Origin of the sequence: Aeromonas sp. TW 6 (assembly GCF_013168745.1) — a bacterium.
Lineage (GTDB): Bacteria > Pseudomonadota > Gammaproteobacteria > Enterobacterales > Aeromonadaceae > Aeromonas > Aeromonas caviae.
The window spans coordinates 187746-206899 of record NZ_JABERS010000001.1 but is presented as its reverse complement, the minus strand read 5'-3'; the positions used below and the strand labels follow the sequence as shown (position 1 = coordinate 206899).

At 61.9% G+C, this 19154-nt stretch carries 19 protein-coding genes, 2 rRNA genes and 1 pseudogene; 11 read left to right on the top strand and 11 right to left on the bottom strand.

The window, feature by feature from the left end; translation table 11 throughout:
• Together HKD46_RS00975 and rrf are read left to right on the top strand one after the other, a co-directional pair.
• Positions 1-174 (top strand): 23S ribosomal RNA (locus HKD46_RS00975); the annotation flags it as partial.
• A 123-nt stretch (positions 175-297) separates the two neighbouring features.
• Positions 298-412: ribosomal RNA gene (gene rrf / locus HKD46_RS00970) — 5S ribosomal RNA — on the top strand.
• Positions 413-513: 101 nt separating this feature from the next.
• On the opposite strand, the gene HKD46_RS00965 is transcribed toward rrf, so the two are convergent.
• The 3 genes from HKD46_RS00965 to ilvY form a co-directional block, all read right to left on the bottom strand.
• A complete protein-coding gene (locus HKD46_RS00965; RefSeq protein ID WP_103243931.1) occupies positions 514-3087 on the bottom strand; it encodes a bifunctional acetate--CoA ligase family protein/GNAT family N-acetyltransferase in 2574 nt (857 codons plus the stop codon).
• A gap of 90 nt (positions 3088-3177) precedes the next feature.
• Entirely contained in the window at positions 3178-3369 is a 192-nt protein-coding gene (locus tag HKD46_RS00960; RefSeq protein ID WP_010676124.1) for a hypothetical protein, read from the bottom strand.
• A gap of 107 nt (positions 3370-3476) precedes the next feature.
• Positions 3477-4370 (bottom strand): HTH-type transcriptional activator IlvY, encoded by an 894-nt coding sequence (ilvY, locus tag HKD46_RS00955; protein ID WP_043153306.1) that lies wholly within the window; start codon positions 4368-4370, stop codon positions 3477-3479.
• A gap of 193 nt (positions 4371-4563) precedes the next feature.
• On the opposite strand from ilvY, the gene ilvC reads away from it, so the two are divergent.
• On the top strand, positions 4564-6045 hold the full coding sequence (gene ilvC / locus HKD46_RS00950) for a ketol-acid reductoisomerase (RefSeq protein ID WP_171864757.1): 1482 nt from the start codon (positions 4564-4566) through the stop codon (positions 6043-6045).
• A 162-nt stretch (positions 6046-6207) separates the two neighbouring features.
• On the opposite strand, the gene pgi is transcribed toward ilvC, so the two are convergent.
• Positions 6208-7857 carry a glucose-6-phosphate isomerase gene (gene pgi / locus HKD46_RS00945; RefSeq protein ID WP_103243929.1) on the bottom strand — a complete coding sequence of 550 codons (1650 nt, stop codon included), beginning with the start codon at positions 7855-7857 and terminating at the stop codon, positions 6208-6210.
• A 421-nt stretch (positions 7858-8278) separates the two neighbouring features.
• Here pgi and HKD46_RS00940 point away from each other — a divergent pair, with 421 nt between their 5' ends.
• Positions 8279-8467 carry a hypothetical protein gene (locus HKD46_RS00940; RefSeq protein WP_029314882.1) on the top strand — a complete coding sequence of 63 codons (189 nt, stop codon included), beginning with the start codon at positions 8279-8281 and terminating at the stop codon, positions 8465-8467.
• Between the two features lie 115 nt (positions 8468-8582).
• On the opposite strand, the gene HKD46_RS00935 is transcribed toward HKD46_RS00940, so the two are convergent.
• From HKD46_RS00935 to coaBC, 5 genes and pseudogenes are all read right to left on the bottom strand, one after another.
• Positions 8583-9419, bottom strand: coding sequence for a mechanosensitive ion channel domain-containing protein (locus tag HKD46_RS00935; protein WP_042864726.1), 837 nt, complete (start codon positions 9417-9419; stop codon positions 8583-8585).
• A gap of 284 nt (positions 9420-9703) precedes the next feature.
• Positions 9704-9787, bottom strand: a pseudogene (locus HKD46_RS00930) (nucleoid occlusion factor SlmA); the annotation flags it as partial.
• A 139-nt stretch (positions 9788-9926) separates the two neighbouring features.
• On the bottom strand, positions 9927-10523 hold the full coding sequence (slmA, locus tag HKD46_RS00925; RefSeq protein ID WP_005307475.1) for a nucleoid occlusion factor SlmA: 597 nt from the start codon (positions 10521-10523) through the stop codon (positions 9927-9929).
• 70 nt (positions 10524-10593) lie between these two features.
• On the bottom strand, positions 10594-11052 hold the full coding sequence (gene dut, locus HKD46_RS00920; protein ID WP_010676116.1) for a dUTP diphosphatase: 459 nt from the start codon (positions 11050-11052) through the stop codon (positions 10594-10596).
• Positions 11053-11128: 76 nt separating this feature from the next.
• Entirely contained in the window at positions 11129-12331 is a 1203-nt protein-coding gene (gene coaBC / locus HKD46_RS00915; RefSeq protein WP_171864756.1) for a bifunctional phosphopantothenoylcysteine decarboxylase/phosphopantothenate--cysteine ligase CoaBC, read from the bottom strand.
• Between the two features lie 147 nt (positions 12332-12478).
• Between coaBC and radC the strand changes: the two genes are divergently transcribed.
• The 6 genes from radC to HKD46_RS00885 all read left to right on the top strand — a co-directional run bounded on the left by radC (position 12479) and on the right by HKD46_RS00885 (position 16127).
• Positions 12479-13153, top strand: a complete 675-nt coding sequence (radC, locus tag HKD46_RS00910; protein WP_010676114.1) for a RadC family protein — start codon at positions 12479-12481, stop codon at positions 13151-13153.
• A gap of 136 nt (positions 13154-13289) precedes the next feature.
• Positions 13290-13526 carry a 50S ribosomal protein L28 gene (gene rpmB / locus HKD46_RS00905; protein WP_005307492.1) on the top strand — a complete coding sequence of 79 codons (237 nt, stop codon included), beginning with the start codon at positions 13290-13292 and terminating at the stop codon, positions 13524-13526.
• Positions 13527-13537: 11 nt separating this feature from the next.
• Entirely contained in the window at positions 13538-13705 is a 168-nt protein-coding gene (gene rpmG / locus HKD46_RS00900) for a 50S ribosomal protein L33 (protein WP_005323752.1), read from the top strand.
• 90 nt (positions 13706-13795) lie between these two features.
• A complete protein-coding gene (locus tag HKD46_RS00895) occupies positions 13796-14251 on the top strand; it encodes a hypothetical protein (RefSeq protein WP_045522759.1) in 456 nt (151 codons plus the stop codon).
• Positions 14252-14265: 14 nt separating this feature from the next.
• Positions 14266-15078, top strand: coding sequence for a bifunctional DNA-formamidopyrimidine glycosylase/DNA-(apurinic or apyrimidinic site) lyase (gene mutM, locus HKD46_RS00890; RefSeq protein WP_010676112.1), 813 nt, complete (start codon positions 14266-14268; stop codon positions 15076-15078).
• 176 nt (positions 15079-15254) lie between these two features.
• Entirely contained in the window at positions 15255-16127 is an 873-nt protein-coding gene (locus tag HKD46_RS00885) for a VirK/YbjX family protein (protein ID WP_041212006.1), read from the top strand.
• Between the two features lie 73 nt (positions 16128-16200).
• On the opposite strand, the gene coaD is transcribed toward HKD46_RS00885, so the two are convergent.
• Positions 16201-16683, bottom strand: a complete 483-nt coding sequence (gene coaD, locus HKD46_RS00880) for a pantetheine-phosphate adenylyltransferase (RefSeq protein ID WP_103243926.1) — start codon at positions 16681-16683, stop codon at positions 16201-16203.
• Positions 16684-16904: 221 nt separating this feature from the next.
• On the opposite strand from coaD, the gene HKD46_RS00875 reads away from it, so the two are divergent.
• Positions 16905-17948: a glycosyltransferase family 9 protein gene (locus tag HKD46_RS00875; RefSeq protein WP_171864755.1), complete on the top strand. Its 1044-nt coding sequence runs from the start codon at positions 16905-16907 to the stop codon at positions 17946-17948.
• 340 nt (positions 17949-18288) lie between these two features.
• On the opposite strand, the gene HKD46_RS00870 is transcribed toward HKD46_RS00875, so the two are convergent.
• Positions 18289-19065: a glycosyltransferase gene (locus tag HKD46_RS00870; protein ID WP_171864754.1), complete on the bottom strand. Its 777-nt coding sequence runs from the start codon at positions 19063-19065 to the stop codon at positions 18289-18291.
• Positions 19066-19154: the final 89 nt, after the last annotated feature.

The following is a 19154-nucleotide window of genomic DNA, read 5'->3' as shown; positions in this document are numbered from 1 at the left end:
GGAATCGATAACCGCTGAAAGCATCTAAGCGGGAAGCGAGCCCTGAGATGAGTCATCCCTGACCCCTTGAGGGTCCTAAAGGGCCGTTGGAGACCACAACGTTGATAGGTGGGGTGTGTAAGCGTAGCGATACGTTGAGCTAACCCATACTAATTACCCGTGAGGCTTAACCATACAACACCCAAGAAGTGTTTCTGGCCTTGTAGCAAGTGCATGAACTACTTACAAATTCAGTGATAATGACCAGCAACTAGCAAAGTCGTTATTCACGTCAGCTTTCTAAGATTGAAGATTTTGCCTGGCGGCAATAGCGCAGTGGAACCACCTGACCCCATGCCGAACTCAGAAGTGAAACGCTGTAGCGCCGATGGTAGTGTGGCATTCGCCATGCGAGAGTAGGACACTGCCAGGCACCCAATACAAGAAACCCCGCTCACTCGAGCGGGGTTTTTTATTGCCTGAAATTCACGTTATCCATCCATATCTGGTTGATTTACCACCACGATTGTATCGTTATACAACCTGATCAGCACAGGGCAGCTCCATGTTGACTATCCCGTCTTCCAGCTGAATATCGATCTTGAAACCGAGCCGTTTGGCCAGATTGATCATGCCGCGATTGCTGGGCATGGTCATGCCAGATAGCTGGCCTATGCCACGCTCTCTGGCATAGCGCACGATCTTTTCCATCATCAACTTGCCGAGTCCGAGCCCTTTCAAGTCTGAGCGGACCAGGATGGCAAACTCCGCATCCGATTGATCCGGGCTGGCAATGGCTCGCACCACTCCCAGGATCTGCTGGCTGAAAGGGCCGTCCTGACCCACGGCGACGAAGGCCATTTCCCGGTCATAATCGATCTGGGTCATGCGGGCCAGCTCCTCATGCCCCAGCTCCCCCACGTCGGCGAAGAAGCGTTTGTACCTGTCTTCATCAGACACCTGCCGCACGAACTGCTTGTGGGCCGGCTCGTCTTCGGGGCGAATGGGGCGCAGCAGCACATGACTCTGATCTTTCAGCCAGGCACCCTCTTCCAGCTCGGTGGGATAGGGGCGAATGGCCAGTGGCAGCACTTGTTGCCCTCGCTCTGCCAGGACGAGCCGGGCATCCAGGATCACCATCTCTTCGCCACAGGCCTGCAGCGGGTGCAGATCCAGTTCTTGTATCTCGGGGAAGGCCAGCAGCAGCTCGGAGAGCTGGCACAGCACCTGGCCGAGGGCGTCGATATCGAGCCGTACCGGACTGGCCTGCTCGCGGATCTTGCCATCCTTGAGGGCACCAATGATCTGGTAGCGAGCCAGTGCCTGGTTGAGGGGAGGAAGGGCCGCGACCATCTCGCGGGGCTCGGCGCCGGATTCCCCGAGCAGGATGACGGGGCCGAAGACCGGATCCTGCTGCAAGCGGATCCGTAGCTCCAGACCCCCGCTGCGGCGTGCCATGCGTTGTACCAGAAGCCCTTCTATGCGGGCGCCAGGATCGCGCTGACGTACCCTGTCTAGAATGGCATCCGCCGCCTGGGCGACTTCCGCCGAGGTGCGCAGGTTCAGCATGACACCGTGTACATCGGATTTGTGGGCGATGTCGGGAGATCGCAGCTTCACCGCTACGGGGTAGCCAATCTGTTCTGCTGTCAGTGCTGCCTCGATGGCATCGGAGACGATCCAGGTCGCGAGGGTGGATAGCCCGGCTGCCTGCAAGATGGGATGGGCCAGGTGGGTGTCCAGCACCCGCTGCTGGCGGTCCAGCGCTTGCCCAAGAAGCTGCTGGCAGCGCTCGACATCGAGCCTGTCGCCTTGCAGGGAGGCCGGTGTTTCCATCAACTGTTTCTGGTTGCGGCGATATTCCACCATGTGCATGAAGGCCGTGACGGCGCTTTCCGGGGTGCGATAGGTCGGGATGCCCGCCTCGTTGAACAGACGTCTCCCCTCTTGGGCGGAGTATTCGCCTGCCCAGTTGGTCAGTATGTTGAATCGTCTGGCCCTGGGATGCTGCTTGATGAAGTCGATCAGGTTGCTGGCGAGGGTGACACCTCGGGCGGTGAGGGACGGTGCATGGATCAGCAGGATGGCATCGGCACTGTCCCCTTGGAGCAGCGTCTCGAGTGCACTCTTGTAGGCCTCGATATCGGCATCGCTGCCGATGTCGAGGGGTGGCATCGCCAGCTTGCCTCCCCGAGACAGCAGTACGTCTGCGGCCATGTTGGCGAGGCCGCGCCCGTTGGAGAGGATGGCGAGCCGCTCCCCCTTGAGGGTCAGGGAGTGGCTCAGGGTCTCGACAGTGGCAAACAGTTCGTGGGTATCCCGGACGCGCAGCATGCCAGCCCGGCGGATGGCGGCATCATAGACATTGTCGAGACCGTTGGCCGGGTCGTGCCGACCGCTCTTGAGGATCAGGATGGGTTTGTTGCGCGAGGCTGCACGGGCGGCGGAGAGAAAGTGCCTGGCATCGTGCAGCTTGTCCATGTAGATCAGGATGGCGCGGGTCGTCCCGTCCCGGGAGAGCTGATCCAGCAGTTGGCCAAAGTCGATGTCGCAATGATCGCCCAGGGAGATGAAGGCCGAGAAGCCGATTTCGCGCTGCTTGGCCCAATCCAGGATGGTGGTGCTGACCGCTGCAGACTGGGAGAGAAACGCCACCTGTCCCGGAGTCGCTGCAATGGGGGAAAAGCTGGCGTTGATACCCTGCCCGGGGAGCAGCATGCCCATGCTGTTGGGGCCGAGCAGCCGGATGCCGTATTGCTGGCACAGATGCTTGAGCCGCAGGCGCTCGTCAGTGGAGAACTGGGCGGCCAGTATGATGGCGGCTCCGGTTCCTTTCTTGCCGAGCTCCTCGATGAGCGGCAGTACCCGTTCGCGCCGGGTACAGACGATGGCGAGATCGGGGGAGAGGGGAAGGCTCTCTATGTCCGGATAGGCGAGCACGCCAGCGATGGCCTGGCTGCGGGGGGCTACGGGTAGTATAGGGCCCTGGAACTGACCCGCCAGCAGGTGCCGGATGACCACATGGCCTGCCTTCTGCGGATCACTGGAGGCGCCGATGACGGCGATCGAGTGAGGTTTGAAGAGCCGATCCAGGCCGCTTTGTTTCATGGGCACTCCTCGTGGTGGCCCCCGGGGCGAGGGGGACGGATGGTGCCAGTCTAATACGCTTTGCGTGCGGGTTCTGTGACCGATTGCGGATCACGATCTGGCCAGTGCGCTGGCGCGCAGATAAAAGCGCAGCTCCCCCTGAATGCATTGCACCGTGGCGAGGTGCCTGTCCTGGAGATAGATCTCCTGCTCCCGATCGAGTTCATGGCGCTGGACCCCGAGGCTTTGCAGATATTCTGCGAACAGGATGGCACTGCGGATTTCGACAAGATGCTGGCTCACGCTCTATTCCTTGATGGTGGCTGGATGGTGCCGGCCAGTGTCCCCTCTTCTCCCCCACTTTCATACTGATACATTTGACACTCACCGTGGCTCTGACGCCTGCCGGATCAGCGAAGGCCTCCCTGGCCGCGTGCGGTGTCCCAGAAGGCGCGGATCAGCGGCTCTTCCAGCCGCTTCTTGAGTACGGCGATGCCGACGTCGAACGCCTTGAGCGCCGGTTTGGGCTCGACCACACGCACCTTGTCCCCCATGGGGCTGTGATCGATGACGGCGGCAGGCACGACACCCACACCGAACCCGAGGGCCACCATGGCGACGATGCCCTCGTTGCCCGCCACTTCTGCATAGATGTTGGGAGCTATCCCCTTGTTGCGAAACCATTGATCACAGCGCTTTCGGGCCAGCCCCTGCTCGGAGAGGATCAGTGGCAGGCGCTCCCAGTCTGGCTCTCCCTGAGAAAACCACTGGCTCTGCTGCGGTGCGGTGCGGGGGGCGATGAACACCAGCGGTACCTGCTGCAGACTGGCAAATTCTAGCTTGGCGGAGAGGGCATCCGGGCGGGCGGCGATGGCCAGATCGGCTTCGTCAGCCAGGATCTTGTCCACTGCCAGTGCCGGGTCGCCGGTCTCCAGCTTGATCTCCAGCTGGGGATAACGGCGACGAAAGCGTTCCAGTACCTCAGGTAGCAGAAAGTAGCTGGCGGTAACCGAACAGAACACCCGCAGCCGCCCTTGCAGCGGCTCGTCGCTGCGCTTGAGCTCCTGTTTGAGTTGGCGCCACTCCTGCAGCAAGGCACCGCCAAACTCCCGCAGCTTGTCACCAGCAGGGGTGAGCCGCACCGAGCGGTTGTCCCGCTCGAACAGCACGCAGCCGGTCTCCTGTTCCAGTCGCTGGATGGCGCGGCTCAGGGTGGAGGGGCTGACCGCCATGGCATCGGCGCTTTTGCCGAAGTGAAGGGAGTCGGCGAGGTGGAGAAACAGTTCGAGATTGCGAAGGTCCATCTTTTTATTCCTGCGGCGTTGTCAGGCGCCCTGTAGCACGATGGCTCGGCGGCGGGAGATTGCGGGAAATCACATTTCAATTCCTGCAACGTACTGTTTCGAATATATCAGTTCAGGCAATAAGTGTCCCGCGCTATAGTGGTTTCGACAACGCCGCTATCCGGCATGGAATCAATCGAACGGAGCAATCACCATGGCTAACTATTTCAACACCTTGAACCTGCGTCAGCAGTTGGCCCAGTTGGGCAAGTGTCGTTTCATGCAGCGCGAAGAGTTCGCGGACGGCTGCAACGTGCTGAAGGGCAAGAAGGTGGTGATTGTGGGCTGTGGCGCCCAGGGCCTGAACCAGGGTCTGAACATGCGCGACTCCGGGCTGGACATCTCCTACGCCCTGCGGAAGGCCGCCATCACCGAGAAGCGCGCCTCCTGGCAGAAGGCCACCGACAACGGCTTCGCGGTCGGCACCTATGAAGAGCTGATCCCGACCGCCGATCTGGTGCTGAACCTGACTCCGGACAAGCAGCACTCCGACGTCGTCAAAACCGTAATGCCGCTGATGAAGCAGGGCGCCGCGCTGGGCTACTCCCACGGCTTCAACGTGGTGGAAGAGGGTCAGCAGATCCGTTCCGACATCACCGTCGTGATGGTGGCGCCCAAGTGCCCGGGTACCGAAGTGCGTGAAGAGTACAAGCGCGGTTTCGGCGTACCGACCCTGATCGCCGTGCACCCGGAGAACGATCCCCAGGGTGAGGGCATGGCCATCGCCAAGGCGTGGGCCTCTGCTACCGGTGGCGACCGTGCCGGCGTGCTGGAATCCTCCTTCGTCGCGGAAGTGAAATCCGACCTGATGGGCGAGCAGACCATTCTGTGCGGCATGCTGCAGGCCGGTTCCCTGCTCTGCTACGACAAGCTGGTTGCCGAGGGCACCGACCCGGCCTATGCCGGCAAGCTGATCCAGTTCGGCTGGGAGACCATCACCGAGGCCCTGAAGCAGGGTGGCATCAGCCTGATGATGGACCGTCTCTCCAACCCGGCCAAGCTGCGTGCCTTCGAGCTCTCCGAGCAACTGCGCACCCTGATGCGTCCGCTGTTCGAGAAGCACATGGATGACATCATCGCCGGCGAGTTCTCCCGCGGCATGATGGCTGACTGGGCCGAAGACGATGCCAAGCTGTTCGGCTGGCGCGAAGAGACCGGCAAGTCCGCCTTCGAGAATGCCCCTGCCTATGTCGGCAAGATCGCAGAGCAGGAGTACTTCGACAATGGCGTGGTCATGGTGGCCATGGTCAAGGCGGGTGTCGAGCTGGCGTTCGAAACCATGGTGGCCTCCGGCATCTATGAAGAGTCCGCCTACTACGAGTCTTTGCACGAGCTGCCGCTGATCGCCAACACCGTCGCCCGCAAGCGTCTGTACGAGATGAACGTGGTCATCTCCGATACTGCGGAGTACGGCAACTACCTGTTTGCCAACGCTGCCGTGCCGCTGCTGCGTGAGCACTTCATGCCGACCCTGCAAGCAGGGGACTTGGGCAGTGCCCGTGCCGAGAGCAAGGCGGTGGACAACCTGGCCCTGCTGGCTGCCAACGAAGCGACCCGCAACCACCCGATCGAGAAGATCGGCCAGACCCTGCGTGGTTACATGAAGGACATGAAGCGTATTGCCGTCGGCGGTTAAGCCTTCGCTGAGCGGCATCGGAAGGGGCGGGGATGACGATCCCCGTTACTGGCTGGCTTAGACACCTGGCCTGTCGTCCGGATGATGCAAACAGACAGATTGAAGCCTATAAAAAAGCCCCGCTCATCGAGCGGGGCTTTTGCATTCTGGAGGGCGGGAGAATCAGGCCTTCCAGGCTTTCCAGGTGTTGATCAGGCCGTTAGTGGAGCCGTCGTGGCTGGTGACGGCCTCATCGGTGCCCAGCTCCGGCAGGATCTTGTTGGCCAGCTGTTTGCCCAGCTCCACACCCCACTGGTCGAAGGAGAAGATGTTCCAGATTGCGCCCTGTACGAAGATCTTGTGCTCGTACATGGCGATCAGGGAGCCGAGGGTTTTCGGGGTCAGCTGCTTGAACAGGATGGAGTTGGTCGGGCGGTTGCCTTCGAACACCTTGAACGGCACCAGATCCTTGACCTGCTCCAGCGTCTTGCCGGCGGCCAGGAACTCGGCCTCCACCGCTTCCTTGCTCTTGCCGAAGGCCAGGGCTTCGGTCTGGGCGAAGAAGTTGGCCAGGAGCTTCGGATGGTGGTCACCGATGGGGTTATGGCTGATGGCCGGCGCCAGGAAGTCGCAGGGGATCAGCTTGGTGCCCTGATGGATCAGCTGGTAGAAGGCGTGCTGGCCGTTGGTACCCGGTTCACCCCAGATGATGGGACCGGTCTGGTAGTCAACCGGATGGCCGTCGCGGTCCACGTACTTGCCGTTGGACTCCATGTTGCCTTGCTGGAAGTAGGCAGGGAAGCGGTGCATGTACTGATCGTACGGCAGGATGGCTTCGGACTCGGCACCATGGAAGTTGTTGTACCACAGGCCAATCAGGGCCAGCAGTACGGGCACGTTCTGTTCATAGGCGGCAGTGGCGAAGTGCATGTCCATCTCGAAGGCGCCTTGCAGCAGGGCCTCGAAGTGCTCGAAGCCGAGGGAGAGGGCGATGGGCATGCCGATGGCGGACCAGGAGGAGTAACGACCGCCGACCCAGTCCCAGAACTCGAACATGTTGTCGGTGTCGATGCCGAACTCGGCCACGGCCTTGCCGTTGGTAGACAGGGCGGCGAAGTGCTTGGCCACGTGAGCCTTGTCACCGGCGTGACCGAGGAACCAGTCGCGGGCGGTCAGGGCGTTGGTCATGGTCTCCTGGGTGGTGAAGGTCTTTGAGGCCACCAGGAACAGGGTGGTTTCCGGATCGATCTTCTTGAGCGTCTCGGCGATGTGAGTGCCGTCGACGTTGGAGACGAAGTGCATCTCCAGGTGATTCTTGTAGGGGCGCAGGGCCTCGGTGATCATGACGGGGCCCAGATCGGAGCCACCAATGCCGATGTTGACCACGTGCTGGATGGCCTTGCCGGTATAGCCCTTCCACTCGCCACCGATGACCTTCTCGCAGAAGCCCTTCATCTTGGCCAGTACGGCGTTCACTTCCGGCATCACGTCCTTGCCGTCAACCTCGATGGGACGGTCGGAGCGGTTGCGCAGGGCGGTGTGCAGTACGGCGCGCCCTTCGGTCATGTTGATCTTGTCGCCGTTGAACATGGCGTCGATGGCGCTGCGCAGATCGGTCTCGCCAGCCAGGTTCACCAGCAGCTTGAGGGTCTCTTCGGTGATCAGGTTCTTGGAGTAGTCGACCAGGATGTCGCCACCGAAGGTGAGGGAGAACTTGTCAAAACGCTTGGGATCCTGTGCGAACAGATCCTTGAGACGCATCTCCTTGTTGGCTGCAAAATGGGCTTCCAGTGCCTGCCAGGCCTGGGTCCGGGTTGGATTGATATTTTTCATAGGATTATCAGTCTTCCAAGTTGTGTTTGAACCTTGCAGGCAAGGCTCCCGCCAAACCTTATTATGCGAGCATTATACCGGGCACTCCGTGCGCCCCGTGTAACAGAGCATTACCAATTGTCTGCAACGAGGGAGTGTACAACCAAAACAGTGCGATTATGAGTCACTCAGTACCCCGGGATCTTGCGTTCGCGCATGCTTGTTCGGGTTGAAAAGGCTTTCATTTCAAGGGGAGCGCGGCCGTGGCTCTGGAAAGCTGGCGTGACAGATCAAAGGGTATTCAACAGACGCTCATCGGACGGTTTTTTGAGCAGGCGCAAATGGTGGGCAACAGACGCTGGCTATCATATGAGCCGAATGGACGAGATCTCCCAGGGATGGCCAAGGTATGGAATCAATGGTGTGGAATGAGGAGATCGAGATGAAAGCCCTGTTATCCCTGTTTGCCCTGAGCCTGATCGCCACCGGCCTCATCGGTTTGCTGACCCTGACGCTGGCCAATGCGGCGCCGACGCTGGAGATCCGCGTACTGGCGGTGATCGGAGCCGTGCTGGGGGGTTATGTGCTGATGCAGCCCCTGCTCAACCGGGTTGCACGCCGGCTGGGGTGAGAACGCGGTGCGACCTGGTGCGCAAGACCGGCCTGTGGCCGGTTTTTTCATGTCACAGAAGGCAGAAACGACAGTGCCAGCCCGAAGGCTGGCACTGGAGAACGCACACCGAGGATCAATCCGCAGTCTTTTGCATGTGGACCACACGCTGGGGGAAGGGAATCTCGATGCCCTCGGCGTCGAAGGTGAGCTTCACCTTCTCGTGGAAGTCGAACCAGACTCCCCAGTAATCGCCGGTCTTGACCCAGGGACGCACCACGATATTGACCGAGGAGTCGGCCAGCGCGGCAACGGCAATGGTGGCGGCCTGCTCCTTCAGGATGCGGGGCTCTTCGCTCACCAGCCGCTCCAGGATCTGTTTGGCCTTGCGCAGGTCGGAGCCGTAGCCGATGCCGAAGGTCATGTCGACGCGGCGGGTATCCATGCGCGAGTAGTTGACGATGGTGCCGTTGAGGATGGCGGAGTTGGGCACTACCACCATCTTGTTGTCACCCGAGGTGAGGGTGGTGGTGAAGAGCTGCACCGATTGCACAACGCCATTGGTGCCTGCCACCTCGATAAATTCCCCTGCCTTGATGGGGCGGAAGATGATGAGCAGGAAACCGGCGGCAAAGTTGGAGAGAGAGCCCTGCAGCGCCAGACCGATGGCCAGACCGGCGGCACCGATAATGGCGACGAAGGAGGCGGTCTGCACCCCGACCCGGCCCAGGGCGGCGATCACCACGAACACCAGGATGGTGTATTTGAGGATGCTGCCGACGAAGTGGGTGACGGTGGTGTCCAGCTTGCGGGTCTGCATCACCTTGACCACGCCACCGCTGAGAAGGTTGGCTGCAATGTAACCGACCAGCAGGGTGATCAGGGCGGCGGCGATGTTGACCGCATACTCGATGATCAGCCCCTGGTTGTTGGTCAGCCAGGTCTGTGCTTCGGTAATGATCTCGGGTTCCATAGGATGTCCTGTTGGTGTGAAGATTTATGGCAGATGAATGTAACATTTGAGCGCGACAAGCTGGGTCGCATCTGGTGCTTGTCTCTTCTTTTGTGCCACAAAAAGCAAGGGAGGCCAAGGCCTCCCGTTTTGTCACAACCCTGCTGGCGCAGGGACGCTCGGCATGTGCGGACTCAGCTTTGCAGCTGCTGGTTGCGGATGAATTGCCACTGATCTTCAAAGTCGGCAGTGGGTTTGATTGTGAACTCGGAGCGGACGTGCATTGGTTGATGCGGTCTGCTGGCTCAGCTTTGCAGCAGCTGGCTGCGGATAAACTGCCACTGATCTTCAAACCCGGCGGTGGGCTTGATTGTGAGCTCGGAGCGGACGTGCATTGGTTGATGCGGTCTGCTGGCTCAGCTTTGCAGCAGCTGGCTGCGGATAAACTGCCACTGATCCTCAAAGCCGGCAGTGGGCTTGATTGTGAACTCGGAGCGGGACGTGCATTGGTTGATGCGGTCTGCTGGCTCAGCTTTGCAGCAACTGGCTGCGGATAAACTGCCACTGATCTTCAAACCCGGCGGTGGGCTTGATTTTGAACTCCGAGCGGACGAACTGGCTGATGCGGCCCTCGGTATAGGCCAGCAGCAGGTTGGCCAGCATGGTCTCGTCGAGCTGGAAGCCCTGGCCTTCCCGCAGCCGTTTCTCGCGCAGTACCTGCTTGATCTGGGTCTCCAGCTTGTCGAACAGGATGCTGATGCGATCCCGCAGCCGATCGTGTTCGCCCAGCAGGGCATCGCCATTGAGAATGCGGGTGATGCCGGGGTTGCGCTCGGCGAACACCAGCAGCAGCTGCAGTATGTGATGGCAGCGGGACATGGTGTCCTTCTCTTCGGCCATGATCAGGTTGACCCGTGACAGCAGGGAATCCTCGATAAAGTCGATCAGCCCCTCGAACATCCTCGCCTTGCTGGGAAAATGCCGGTAGAGGGCCGCCTCGGACACGCCCACCTCGGCCGCGAGGCGTGCCGTGGTGATGCGCTGGCCCGGGCTGGTTTCAAGCATGTGGGCGAGTGCCTGCAGGATCTGATCGCGCCGACTCTGTTTCTGGTTACTGCTTGCCATGGATTCCCCTAAAAAAACAATGGCTTGATTCTATTATTTGGCACGTGCCCCAGGGGGCCGTGTGGTCTTGTTATTGGCGACCAGAAGAACCAAACCCGCCTTCACCCCGTTCACTCTGATTGAATTCGTCGACCAGCTGGAAGCTGGCCTGTACCACCGGCAGGATCACCAGCTGGGCGATGCGCTCGCCAGGCTGCATGGTGAAGCTGTCGTTGCCACGGTTCCAGACCGAGACCATCAACTGACCCTGGTAGTCGGAGTCGATGAGGCCGACCAGGTTGCCCAGCACGATGCCGTGCTTATGGCCGAGGCCGGAGCGGGGCAGGATGGTGGCGCACAGACCCGGATCCTGGATGTGAATGGCCAGCCCGGTTGGCACCAGCGTGGTGTCGCCCGGGGCCAGGGTCAGCGGGGCATCCAGCAGGGCGCGCAAGTCCATGCCAGCGGAGCCCGGTGTGGCGTAAGCGGGCAGCGGGAAGTCGGTGCCGATGCGGGCATCCAGGATTTTCAGTTCAATTTGTGTCGTCATGAATCTTTTTCAATTGGATCGCCTGGCGATCGGGTGGTACTGCAGGAACCTGGGGCTCCCGGCATGTTCAATGGGCTCAGGGTCGATAATGGCGTGCAATCAGGGCGACAAGATGACGGGCGAGCGTCAGCTTATCGGCCAGGGGCAGGGCGGCTTGACCCCCTTGCCAGAAGACGGTCAGGGCGTTGTCATCGGCATTGAAACCCTGGCCTGCACGGGACACATCGTTGGCTGCGATCATGTCCAGCCGCTTACGTCGAAGTTTGTCGAGGGCGTATTGTTCCACATCCACGGTTTCGGCGGCAAATCCGACGGTGAAGGGTTTGTCTGACAACGCCCCCACATCGGCGATGATGTCGGGGTTTTTGACCAGGGTCAGCTGCATTTGGTCGTTGTCGCCGGTCTTCTTGATCTTTTGCTCGGCCACCTGGGCGGGGCGGTAGTCGGCGACGGCAGCGCAGCCGATAAAGAGGTCGCACTCACCGACCCGGCTCATCACTGCTTCGTGCATCTGCAGGGCACTCTCCACATCGATGCGGGTAACGCCGGCCGGGGTGGCCAGTGCCACCGGGCCGCTCACCAGGGTCACCTCCGCGCCCGCCTCGCGGGCGGCGCGGGCGATGGCGTAGCCCATCTTGCCGGAGCTGTGGTTGCTGATATAGCGCACCGGATCCAGCGCCTCGCGGGTCGGCCCGGCGGTGAGCAGCAGCCTGACGCCTGCCAGGAGCGGTTCGGCGGCGAGCTGCTGGCAGCAGCGTTCCACCAGTTCCAGGGGATCCAGCATCCGGCCCGGGCCCACATCGCCACAGGCCTGGCTGCCGGAATCCGGCCCCCACAGCTGAATGCCGCGCTCGGCGAGGGTCTGGAGGTTGGCCTGGGTGGCGGCGTTGCGGTACATCTGCTGGTTCATGGCCGGCGCCAGGGCGATAGTCGCCGGGGTGGCCAGGCAGAGGGTGGTGAGCAGCTCGTCCGCCATGCCGGCGGCCATGCGGGCCATCAGGTTGGCGCTGGCGGGGGCGATCAGCACCAGATCGGCCCACTTGGCCAGTTCGATGTGGCCCATGCCCGCCTCGGCAGCCGGGTCCAGCAGACTGTCGGCCACCGGGTGGCCTGAGACGGCTTGCAGGGTCAGCGGGGTGATGAACTCCTTGGCGGAGCGGGTCATCACCACTCGCGCCTCGGCCCCCTGATCTTTCAGGCGACGTACCAGTTCGGCACTCTTGTAGGCGGCGATCCCGCCACTGACACCCAACAGGATGCGTTTATCGGCCAATCTCATCTGCTGCTTCTCTTCCGGCTCACTCTGACTGGTCGGCTAAGATAGCACAGGCAATGGGTGGCGACAGAGGCTGACATGGGGGAGTTGTGGTCGGGCTCGCGGGATTCTTTGCTATGTTTTCTCTCAATAGCCATGAGGGAGAGACAAATGAGCATCAAGGAGTGGCCGGAAGAGGAGCGCCCGAGGGAAAAGCTGCTGCGCCGAGGGGCGACGGCGCTCTCCGATGCCGAACTGCTGGCCATCTTTCTTCGCACCGGGGTCAGCGGGTTGAGTGCGGTGGACCTCTCCCGCCAGTTGTTGCAGCAGTTTGGTTCCCTGCGGGCACTGCTGGGAGCCGAGCAGCAGGATTTTTGTGGCGCTCACGGGCTGGGACCTGCCAAGTATGCCCAGTTGCAGGCGGTGCTGGAGATGGGGCGGCGCCATCTGGCCGAACAGTTGCAACGGGGAGAGGCGCTCACCTCGCCCGGGCTTACCCGTGACTTTCTGCAAGCCCAGTTGCGGGATCGGGGGCGGGAGGTGTTCGCCCTGCTGCTGCTCGACAACCAGCACAGGGTCATCCGGTTTGTCGAACTTTTTTACGGCACCCTCGACTCGGCGAGCGTCTGGCCCAGAGAAATCGTGCAGATCGCGCTCAAACATAATGCAGCCGCCGTGATTCTGGCGCATAATCACCCGTCCGGCGTGGCCGAGCCCAGTCGGGCGGACCGCCAGATCACGGATCGGATCCTGGCCGCCCTGGCCCTGGTCGATATCAGAGTGCTTGATCACCTGGTGATCGGTGATGGCATCACGGTTTCTTTCGCAGAGCGTGGTTGGTTGTGACTGGGCTCTGGCACTGTATTAGTTGATCTTTGATCACGGATGCTGTATAAAATGCCGCCTTCTGTTTGCCCCGCAATCGAAGGCCAGCGGGGCAGATATTTGCTCGAGCAATGAAGTAAGATTTGGAGAGACTGACATGTCTAGAGTATGCCAAGTAACCGGCAAGCGCCCGGCAGTTGGTAACAACCGTTCGCACGCTAACAACGCTACCAAGCGTCGTTTCCTGCCGAACCTGCACACTCACCGTTTCTGGGTTGAGAGTGAAAAACGCTTCGTGAGCCTGCGCGTATCCGCAAAAGGCATGCGTATCATCGACAAGCGCGGCGTTGAAGTGGTTCTGGCTGAACTGCGTGCCAGCGGCGTTAAGGTATAAGGAATTAGATCATGGCTAAAGGTATTCGCGATAAGATTCGCCTGAACTCCAGCGCCGGTACTGGTCACTTCTATACCACTACCAAGAACAAGCGCACCATGCCCGAAAAAATGGAGATCAAGAAATTTGATCCCGTGATTCGTCAGCATGTGATCTACAAAGAAGGCAAAATCAAGTAATTACTTGGTTTCGCTGCAAAAACCCGGCCTCGTGCCGGGTTTTTTTATGGCTGGAATTCAGTACACTGCCGATTCGAAGGGAGGCTAGCCATGTTCAAACTGAGCCGCAAAGGCTGGAACAACGTGATCATCGTGGTCGTGTTGATCGTCATTACCCTGTTGCACCGGCTGGAGCAGGTCCAGCAGGAGAACAGTGCCAAACGCGCGCGTCCGTTGTTGCCGGAGAGTGCCGTGGTGCTGACCTGGCAGGGGCCGAGCTGGCAGATAGAGCGTATCGGCCAGGGTTGGCGCAGCGCGCCGGATCTGGGGCTTGGCAGCACCCAGCTGGCGGCCCGCATCGAGGCGTGGCAAGGCTGGCTGCTGCCCCCCGGCGAGCCCGTGCGCGGCACCCCGGTGACCCTCAAGATCTGGATCGCCGGACAGAGCGATCCGGTGGAAGTCGGGCTCTATCAGGACGACGGCAAGTTTGCCGCCCTGCTGCCCTCCTCGACCTGGCTCAGCTTGAGTCAGGCGCAATACCGTGACCTGATGCGTCCCATTCCCTGAACGAGAGATCGCCCATGCCTGAATTACCGGAAGTCGAAGTCAGCCGCCAGGGCATCTCCCCCTGGCTTACCGGCATCAAGGTGACCCGCGTGGTGGTGCGGGACGGCCGCCTGCGCTGGCCCGTGCCCGGCGAGATCCAGGAGCTGGTGGATCTCGTCATCCACCGCGTCAGCCGCCGCGCCAAATACCTGTTGCTGGAGACCGACTTCGGCACCGCCATCCTGCATCTCGGGATGTCCGGCAGCCTGCGGGTGCTGGACATCGGCACCCCGGCCGAGAAGCACGATCACGTGGATATCGAGCTGGCCAACGGCAAGCTGCTGCGGCTCAACGATCCTCGCCGTTTTGGCGCCCTGCTGTGGACCCGCGAACCGGCCGAGGCCCATGCCCTGCTCGCCAAGCTGGGGCCGGAACCCCTCACCGATGCCTTCCATGCCGATTATCTGCGGGAGCGGGCGAAGGGGCGCAGCACCGCCATCAAGCAGTTCCTGATGGACAACCACGTGGTGGTCGGGGTGGGCAACATCTACGCCAACGAGGCGCTCTATGCCGCCGGCATTCATCCCAGGCGGGCGGCAGGCAACATCAGCGCCGAGCGGCTGGGCACCCTGGTGAGCGAGATCAAGCGGGTGTTGGCCGAAGCCATTCGCCAGGGGGGCACCACCCTCAAGGATTTCACCAGCGCCGACGGCAAGCCGGGCTATTTCGTCCAGCAGCTGCAGGTTTACGGCCGTGGCGGCCAGCCCTGTTTCCACTGCCACACCCTGCTCACCGAGGTGAAGATGGGCCAGCGAACCACGGTGTTCTGCTCCCACTGCCAACGCTGAAAGTGGGATTTTTGAGCCGGGATCGGCCAAGTTGTAAGAGAGTATTTCCGGTCTGTTGAAGCGGCGTCAGCCCATGACTACTATCTCGCCAGTTCAGGCTGCGAGGTAATAAAATGACAGCTAAATCAATAGACTGGGAACAGTTATCCCGGCAGGGGCACTATTGTGCCCACGATATGGCCCGCTTCCTCTATCCCGAAGACAGCGCCCGCAAGACCTTCAATCGCGGCAAGTTTTTGCTGCGCAGTCTGCTCTACCGTGCGCAGTTGAACCGGGTATTCGAGCTGTTCCAGAGCGCCCCCCTGCGGGCGCTTCCCGCCCGCCACCCCGAGCTGCTCGACAAGCCGATGCGACCCTATCGCTTCGCCTGCTCGACGGTGAACCAGCGGGTCAAGATGGTGGAGGATCACTACCGCCTGCTGCTGGGCCTGTACCCCGAGCTCATCGACCCGCTCTATCTGGGGGAGGGGATAGTGCTGGGCCATTATCCCGATGGCGGCTGGCGCATCGTGCTGCGTCACGACGGCACCTTCCGCCGGGAGGCGGAGCTGGCGCTCTCCATCGTCAACGCGCGGGGGGAGCGACTCTACAGCTGTGCCTTCTCCCTGGCGGGCAACGAACAGGAGCTGGCCCTGGTGATCGGGTCGGTGCAGGGGCCGGAGCCCTGTGTCGAGCAGCCCCAGGAGCAGGTGCGGGCATTGACCCGGGCGGGTCAGGGTCTGAGACCCAAGTCGCTGGTGGTGATGCTGGTGATGGCGCTGGCCGGGGCCATGGGGGCCCACCGGGTCTGTGCGGTGCGCATGAAGGCCCACATCTTCCAGGCAAGACGGTACAGCAAGAAGAAGAAAGCCTGCCTGCAGGCGGACTACGACGAGCTGTGGCAGGAGTTTGGCGCCCTCGATCAGGACGCCAACTTCGTGCGGCTGCAACCCGTGGTGCGCAAGCCGCTGGAGGAGGTGGCCGCCAAGAAGCGGGCCATGTACCGGCGTCGCTACGAGTGGCTGGACGGGCTGGAGCGGGCGATCCGCCAGCAGTTTGCCCACAGCTAGGCGTGCAGTGCGTTGATGCAACAAGGGCTACCCGCGGGTAGCCCTTGTTCGTTTCTGCCCATCAGGGGAGGGATTAGCGCTGTTGCCTGGCGGCGATGGCCTGGGCCACCAGGGGGTCGACGAACTGGCGGATGTCGCCACCGTGCAGCGCCACCTCTTTCACCAGAGTGGAGGAGATGAAGGAGTTCTCCTCCGCCGGGGTGAGGAAGACGCTCTCCAGCTCCGGCATCAGGCGGCGGTTCATGTTGGCCAGCTGGAACTCATATTCGAAGTCGGAGACGGCGCGCAGGCCGCGGATCAGCACGTTGGCCTGCTGCTCCCTGGCGAAATCCACCAGCAGGCCGGAGAAGCCCACCACCTTGACGTTGGGCAGGTGAACCGTCACCTGCCGGGCCAGTTGAACGCGCTCCTCGAGATCGAACAGCGGCCGTTTGCTCGGGCTGTTGGCCACCCCGACCACCACCTCGTCGAACAGTCTGGCGGCGCGGCCAATGAGATCGGTATGGCCGTTGGTGATGGGATCGAAGGTGCCGGGATAGATTACCTTGTTGGTCATGCTGCTGATTCCTGAAACCGGAAAACTGGTCGCATTATAGGGGCTGTTGCCGGTTTGTCGCGACCGGGATGGCGCGGATTTCTGGCGCTGATCGGCGGCCGGGGTCGCACAAATCGGGGCCCCGTGGCGTCTTCGCTTGAGAATCGCCCTGCATCAGGCAAGAATACCCGCATCGCGCATCAAGCCTCCTTCGCTGGTGACAGGGAGCATAGGGATTTTTTATGAAACGTATTCTGGTAGTCCGCAATGACAAGATTGGTGACTTCATGCTGGCGTGGCCGAGCTTTGCCATGCTCAAGCGCTCCATGGAGTGTCATGTGACTGCCCTGGTTCCCGCCTACACGGCGCCCTTGGCCCGCCTCTGCCCATGGATCGACGAGATCATCCTGGATCCGGGTGCCCGGGCCGACAAGGAGCAGCAACGCGCCCTGCTGGCGCGTATCAAGGCGGCCGCCTTCGATGCCTCCATCTGCCTCTTCTCCAACACCCGAAATGCCAAGCTGGTGTGGAAGGCGCACATTCCCTACCGGCTGGCACCAGCCACCAAGCTGGCCCAGGTGCTCTACAACCAGCGCCTGGTGCAGCGCCGCTCCCGCTCCCAGAAGCCGGAGTACGAATACAACCTGGATCTGGTGCGCCGCTTCCTCGCCGATCAGCATCAGACCGTGGTGGAGCCACAGGGCCCCTACCTCGACTTCGACCCCGAGAGCCTGCTGCAGGTGCGCGAGCAGGTCGCCGCCCGTCTCAGGCTCGACGCCAGCCGCCCCTGGCTGATGGTGCATGCGGGCAGCGGTGGCTCGGCCAACAACCTCTCCATCGAGCAGTACTCGCGCCTCATCATCAAGCTCAACCAGGCCTGTCCCGAGTTGCAGTGCGTGTTGACGGCAGGCCCGGGGGAGGAGGGGAAGGCGGAGCAGTTGGCGGCGGAACTGCTGGCCCATGGGGGCAACGGCTGGATCTATCGCTCCGACGAGGGGCTGCCGAAGTTCTGCCAGGTGATGGCCAATGCCGCCCTGTTCGTGGCGGGCAGCACCGGGCCGCTGCACATCGCCGCGGCGCTGGACGTGCCGACCGTCGGCGTCTTCCCGGCGCACCGTTCGGCGACGCCGCTGCGCTGGCGACCCCTCAACAGCGAGGGGCGCCATCTGGCGTTCAGCCCGCCGGAGGACAGCGATCATCCGGATGACATGAGCCAGCTCGATCCCAAGGCCATGGCGGCGGCGATCGCCCGCTGGGCGCCGCCCTTCTGGCGCGCCGAGCGCTGAGAGCGCGCACAGAACATACAGACAGGGCCCCGCGGGGCCCTGTCTTGTATGGGGATGCGCCCTGCTGGCAGGCCAGCCTACCGGGCGTGGCCCCCGACAGCCCCTTTACGGGCCTGCCCGGGCTCCGGGCAGGGGAAACCTGTCGGTATAAGCCGGAGTCGGGTCATGTTGCCAATATTCATGCATTCGGCTTATAGCGGCCAGTTTTCGTCCGTGGCGCCCAGGTTTGCGCCGTGAGCGGCCCCGCGAGGGCTGCGCCCGCTCCATGGCAATGGGGTTTGCCCCTTGTTCCGCTGGAACAAGGGGTGAGTGATTAATGGGATGTTTGAGGCGCGATGCCCTATTTCGGCTGCTGGGGCTGCTGGCGAACCCAGAGATCGGCGTATTTGACGAAGGTGGAGTGGGCGGAGAGGATGGCCAGCAGCAGGCCCTGCTTGCCGTCGAGGAAACCGGCCTTGAGCAGGTACATCTTGAGGAAGCAGCCGACGGCGTGGACCAGCCCCTGGCCGAGGGATCCCTTCTTGCCGCGGGCGGTGCGCTGATCGGCCCATGCGCGGGCGTAGCCGGCGGATTTGACCAGGTAATGTTCCAGATCCCGGTAGGTGTAGTGGAGGAGGTCGCCCTGCAGGTTGACGATCTTCATGTTGGCGCGCACCTCCACCTTCTCGTGTACCAGCGCCTCGTTGTAGCCGGTCAGCGCCTTGGGGTAGAGGCGCAGCACCCGATCCGGGTACCAGCCGCTGTGGCGGATGAAGCGGCCGAACACCCAGGAGAGGCGCGGGATGGAGTAGATGGTGTCGCTGGCCGGGTTGGCCATGACCCCCTGGATGGCGCTCCTGAGCTCGGGGGTGAGCCGCTCGTCCGCATCCAGCCACAGCACCCAGTCGGACTGGACATGGGACTGGGCGAGGCGACGCTGGCGGCCGAAGCCGGGCCAGGCTGTGTTGACGAAGAAGCGGGCGCCGAACTCGGCGGCGATGGCGGGAGTGTCATCCTGACTGCCGGAGTCGAGGACGACGATCTCATCCACCAGGTCTTCGAGGGAGGCGAGGCAGGCACGCAGGTTGTCGGCTTCGTTCTTGACGATCAGGACGGCCGCCAGGGTCGGTTTTTTCACAGGCAAGGGACTCTCATTGGCACCCGGCGGGCGGGTCATGCTCGGATTGGCGCCTATTCTAGCCTAAAACCCCGGCCGGGGCATGGGCC

What these genes read in the sequence shown, in the direction of transcription:
- HKD46_RS00965 (WP_103243931.1), bottom strand. Translation starts at nt 3,087, where the DNA reads ATGAAACAAAGCGGCCTGGATCGGCTCTTCAAACCTCACTCGATCGCC.
- ilvY (WP_043153306.1), bottom strand. Translation starts at nt 4,370, where the DNA reads ATGGACCTTCGCAATCTCGAACTGTTTCTCCACCTCGCCGACTCCCTT.
- ilvC (WP_171864757.1), top strand. Translation starts at nt 4,564, where the DNA reads ATGGCTAACTATTTCAACACCTTGAACCTGCGTCAGCAGTTGGCCCAG.
- pgi (WP_103243929.1), bottom strand. Translation starts at nt 7,857, where the DNA reads ATGAAAAATATCAATCCAACCCGGACCCAGGCCTGGCAGGCACTGGAA.
- HKD46_RS00940 (WP_029314882.1), top strand. Translation starts at nt 8,279, where the DNA reads ATGAAAGCCCTGTTATCCCTGTTTGCCCTGAGCCTGATCGCCACCGGC.
- HKD46_RS00935 (WP_042864726.1), bottom strand. Translation starts at nt 9,419, where the DNA reads ATGGAACCCGAGATCATTACCGAAGCACAGACCTGGCTGACCAACAAC.
- slmA (WP_005307475.1), bottom strand. Translation starts at nt 10,523, where the DNA reads ATGGCAAGCAGTAACCAGAAACAGAGTCGGCGCGATCAGATCCTGCAG.
- dut (WP_010676116.1), bottom strand. Translation starts at nt 11,052, where the DNA reads ATGACGACACAAATTGAACTGAAAATCCTGGATGCCCGCATCGGCACC.
- coaBC (WP_171864756.1), bottom strand. Translation starts at nt 12,331, where the DNA reads ATGAGATTGGCCGATAAACGCATCCTGTTGGGTGTCAGTGGCGGGATC.
- radC (WP_010676114.1), top strand. Translation starts at nt 12,479, where the DNA reads ATGAGCATCAAGGAGTGGCCGGAAGAGGAGCGCCCGAGGGAAAAGCTG.
- rpmB (WP_005307492.1), top strand. Translation starts at nt 13,290, where the DNA reads ATGTCTAGAGTATGCCAAGTAACCGGCAAGCGCCCGGCAGTTGGTAAC.
- rpmG (WP_005323752.1), top strand. Translation starts at nt 13,538, where the DNA reads ATGGCTAAAGGTATTCGCGATAAGATTCGCCTGAACTCCAGCGCCGGT.
- HKD46_RS00895 (WP_045522759.1), top strand. Translation starts at nt 13,796, where the DNA reads ATGTTCAAACTGAGCCGCAAAGGCTGGAACAACGTGATCATCGTGGTC.
- mutM (WP_010676112.1), top strand. Translation starts at nt 14,266, where the DNA reads ATGCCTGAATTACCGGAAGTCGAAGTCAGCCGCCAGGGCATCTCCCCC.
- HKD46_RS00885 (WP_041212006.1), top strand. Translation starts at nt 15,255, where the DNA reads ATGGCCCGCTTCCTCTATCCCGAAGACAGCGCCCGCAAGACCTTCAAT.
- coaD (WP_103243926.1), bottom strand. Translation starts at nt 16,683, where the DNA reads ATGACCAACAAGGTAATCTATCCCGGCACCTTCGATCCCATCACCAAC.
- HKD46_RS00875 (WP_171864755.1), top strand. Translation starts at nt 16,905, where the DNA reads ATGAAACGTATTCTGGTAGTCCGCAATGACAAGATTGGTGACTTCATG.